Origin of the sequence: Pseudomonas sp. SED1, from assembly GCF_034044025.1 — a bacterium.
Classification (GTDB): Bacteria; Pseudomonadota; Gammaproteobacteria; order Pseudomonadales; family Pseudomonadaceae; genus Aquipseudomonas.
On the sequence record NZ_JAXCIS010000012.1, the window covers coordinates 1 to 3,422 of the forward strand.

The window sequence follows — 3,422 nt, forward strand, 5'->3', positions numbered from 1 at the left end:
ACAGCTGCTACGGTCGCCAATAGTTTTGTCAGCCCTGCCCAAAATCCTCTTTACCCAAGCTTTACCGTCCCCTGACTGCCGCTGACCTTGATCTCCGTAATCTACTCACATCCGGACTCACCGGAATAGAGACAGGAGAATCACCATGCGCAAGACCCTTATCGCTTTGATGTTCGCTGCTGCCCTTCCCACCGTTGCCATGGCGGCCATGCCAGAAGGCCCAGGCCCAGGCCCGATGGGCGGCCCTGAAGGCCACATGATGGGCGGCCCAGGCCACGGCGGTGAACACGGCATGCGGGGCAAAGGCGGCCCTTTCAGCCAGCTGGACCTGAGCCCTGAACAGCGCCAGCAGATCGGCAAATTGATGGGCCAGCAGTGGCACGCTCGCAAAGAGCTGGTCAAGAAGTACCTGGATAAACTCCCGGCCGCAGACCAGAAAGCCATGCAAGACGAAATGGCTGCCGGCAAACAGAAAACCCAGGCCGACATCCGTGCCGTGCTGAAACCCGATCAACAGAAGAAATTCGACGAGATCGCCAAGAAACAAGCCGAGCGCCGCGCCGAATGGAAGGAATTCCAGGCCTGGAAAGCCCAGCAGCCGCAAAAAGCGCAATAATGATCTAGCTTCACTCCCAGCCCAGTGGCCAACGCCGCTGGGTTTTTCCTGTTTGAGGGTTTCTTGTGCGTTCATTGTTCTGGCGCGTCCTAGCCAGCTTCTGGCTGGCCATCGCCCTGGTTGCCGGGTTGTCGATCCTGCTTGGGCATATGCTCAACCAGGACGCCTGGATTCTCAGCCGCCACCCCGGGCTCAATAACCTCGCGCAGGAATGGACGCAGCTCTATGAGGCCCAAGGCGAGGACGCCGCCCAGGAGTTGCTGCAGCAGCGCAAGCGTCAGTACCACATCGACGTGCAAGTGCTTAATGAAAGTGGCGAGCCCGTGGTACGCGGCACTTTCCCGCGCCGCGCCGCCGCCCTCGAAGCCCGGCAAAACGACAGCCAGGACCGTCACCTGCCCTGGCGACGGCTGACCGCCGAGTACACCAGCGAAAAAACCGGCGACACTTACCTGCTGATCTACCGCATTCCCCACCCGGAGCTGGACGCCTGGCACCGCAGCAGTCTGCTGTGGCCGTTGAGTGCGCTGGCAATCGCGCTGGTGGTGCTGACCCTGTTCAGTCTGCTGGTGACGCTGTCCATCACTCGCCCCCTCAGCCGCCTGCGCAGCGCAGTGCATGACCTGGGCCAGACTACCTACCAGCAAAACAGCCTGGCGCGGCTGGCCAACCGCCGCGATGAATTCGGCGTGCTCGCTACCGACTTCAACCGCATGGGCGCCCGCCTGCAAAGCCTGATCGGCAGCCAGCGCCAATTGCTGCGGGACGTGTCCCACGAACTGCGCTCGCCCCTGGCCCGCCTGCGGATTGCCCTGGCCCTGGCAGAACGCGCCACACCCGAGGCACGGGAGAAACTCTGGCCGCGCCTGACCCGCGAATGCGACCGCCTGGAAGCACTGATCAGCGAGATCCTGGTACTCGCCCGGGTGGATGCCGACAACGCCAGCGCCGAAGACATCGACCTCAACCCACTGCTCAAAACCCTGCAAAAAGATGCCTTGCTCGGCGCGCCGGACCAACCCGTACAGCTCAATGCCGAGGCCGGGCTGCACCTCAAGGGCTGGCCGACCATGATCGAACGCGCGGTGGACAACCTGCTGCGCAACGCCCAACGCTTCAACCCGCCGGGCCAACCGATTGAACTGGACGCCAGACACCAGGGCGAACGCATTGTGATCAGCGTGCGCGACCACGGCCCGGGTGTGGACGCCGAACACCTGAGCCAACTGGGCGAGCCGTTTTACCGCGCCCCGGGGCAAACCGCCCAAGGTCACGGTCTTGGACTCGCCATCGCGCGGCGCGCCGCAGAACGGCATGGCGGCAGCCTGATCCTGGCGAATCATCCCGACGGCGGTTTTATCGCCAGTGTGGATTTGCCGCTGGAGCCCGGGGTTGTCATTCAACCCTGATGATCTTCTATGATGGTCCTTCTCATTAGGAGGGCCTTTGATGACTGATCTGCTCACCCCCATCCAGGAAGCACTCGATTTACCCGTCACCCCGCTGGCCTTTACCGAGGCCGGCGCGCTGCCCTCGACCTTTGCCGTCACCGAGCTGGCCAGCGCCAGCATCGGTGCGGCGGGCCAGGCAGTTGCCCAGTTGCTGCTGCAGCAAACCGGGCGCCTGCCCTCGGTGACCGTAGACCGGCGCCTCGCCTCATTCTGGTTCTCCTCGTCCCTGCGTCCCGATGGCTGGACCACACCGCCGCTGTGGGACCCGATTGCCGGCGACTACGCCTGCGCCGACGGCTGGATTCGCCTGCACACCAATGCACCGCATCACCGCGCCGCCGCCGAGCGCGTACTCGGTCAGGTCGCTGACCGTAACGCGATGGCCGCGAAGGTTGCGCCTTGGAACGCTGCCGAGCTGGAACAGGCGATCGTCGAAGCCAACGGCTGTGCGGCGCAGATGCGCTCGTGGCAAGACTGGCAGGTGCATCCACAAGGTTTGGCGGTCAATCAGGAACCGCTGGTCCATCGCCAGACCTTTGCAGCCCTCAGCGACAAAACCTGGCTGGGCTCGGTGGCAAGGCCGCTGGCGGGCATCAAGGTGCTGGACCTGACGCGTGTATTGGCCGGCCCCACTGCCAGTCGTTTCCTGGCAGGCCTTGGCGCCGATGTACTGCGCATCGATTCCCCTGACTGGAACGAACCCGGCGTGGTACCGGAAATGACCCTGGGCAAACGCTGCGCCCGCCTGGACCTGAAAAATGCCGACGACCGGAAAATCTTCGAAAACCTGCTCAAGGACGCCGATATTCTGCTGCACGGCTACCGCGCCGATGCATTGGAGCAGTTGGGCTACGGTGAGGCCGCGTTGCAAGCCATCGCCCCCGGCCTGATCGACGCCAGCCTCAACGCTTACGGCTGGAGCGGCCCGTGGCGCAATCGGCGAGGGTTCGACAGCCTGGTGCAAATGAGTACCGGGATTGCCGAGGCCGGCCAGCAGTGGAAAAACTCGGACAAGCCGGTGCCGCTGCCATTGCAGGCACTGGATCACGCCACCGGGTATTTGATGGCGGCCAGTGCAATCCAGGCATTGAGTGAACGATTGAAATCCGGGCGCGGCGGTTCGGCGCGGCTGTCCCTCGCGCGCACGGCAAAACTGTTGGTAGACGCAGGGCAAGTCCCGGAACAACTACCGCTGCGGGCCGAAGAACCGGGCGATCAAGGCTTGGTGGTGGAGCAAACAGCCTGGGGCCCGGCCCACCGGTTGCTGCCCCCGGTGACCATCAGCGGGACACCGTTGCAATGGGATTTACCCGCTGGGGAATTGGGCTCACACCGCCCTCAGTGGTGAGCGAAGA

General features: G+C 63.6%; 3 protein-coding genes. All 3 read left to right on the forward strand.

All coding sequences use genetic code 11. From position 1 onward, the window contains the following. The first annotated feature begins 145 nt into the window (after positions 1-145). The 3 genes from SNL23_RS01535 (at position 146) to SNL23_RS01545 (ending at position 3,415) form a co-directional block, all read left to right on the forward strand. Positions 146-616 (forward strand): LTXXQ domain protein, encoded by a 471-nt coding sequence (locus SNL23_RS01535; protein ID WP_167663460.1) that lies wholly within the window; start codon positions 146-148, stop codon positions 614-616. 65 nt (positions 617-681) lie between these two features. Then, complete coding sequence (locus SNL23_RS01540) at positions 682-2,025, forward strand: sensor histidine kinase (RefSeq protein WP_167663461.1); 1,344 nt, start codon at positions 682-684, stop codon at positions 2,023-2,025. A 40-nt stretch (positions 2,026-2,065) separates the two neighbouring features. After that, positions 2,066-3,415 (forward strand): CoA transferase, encoded by a 1,350-nt coding sequence (locus SNL23_RS01545; RefSeq protein ID WP_318301413.1) that lies wholly within the window; start codon positions 2,066-2,068, stop codon positions 3,413-3,415. Positions 3,416-3,422 lie beyond the last annotated feature (7 nt).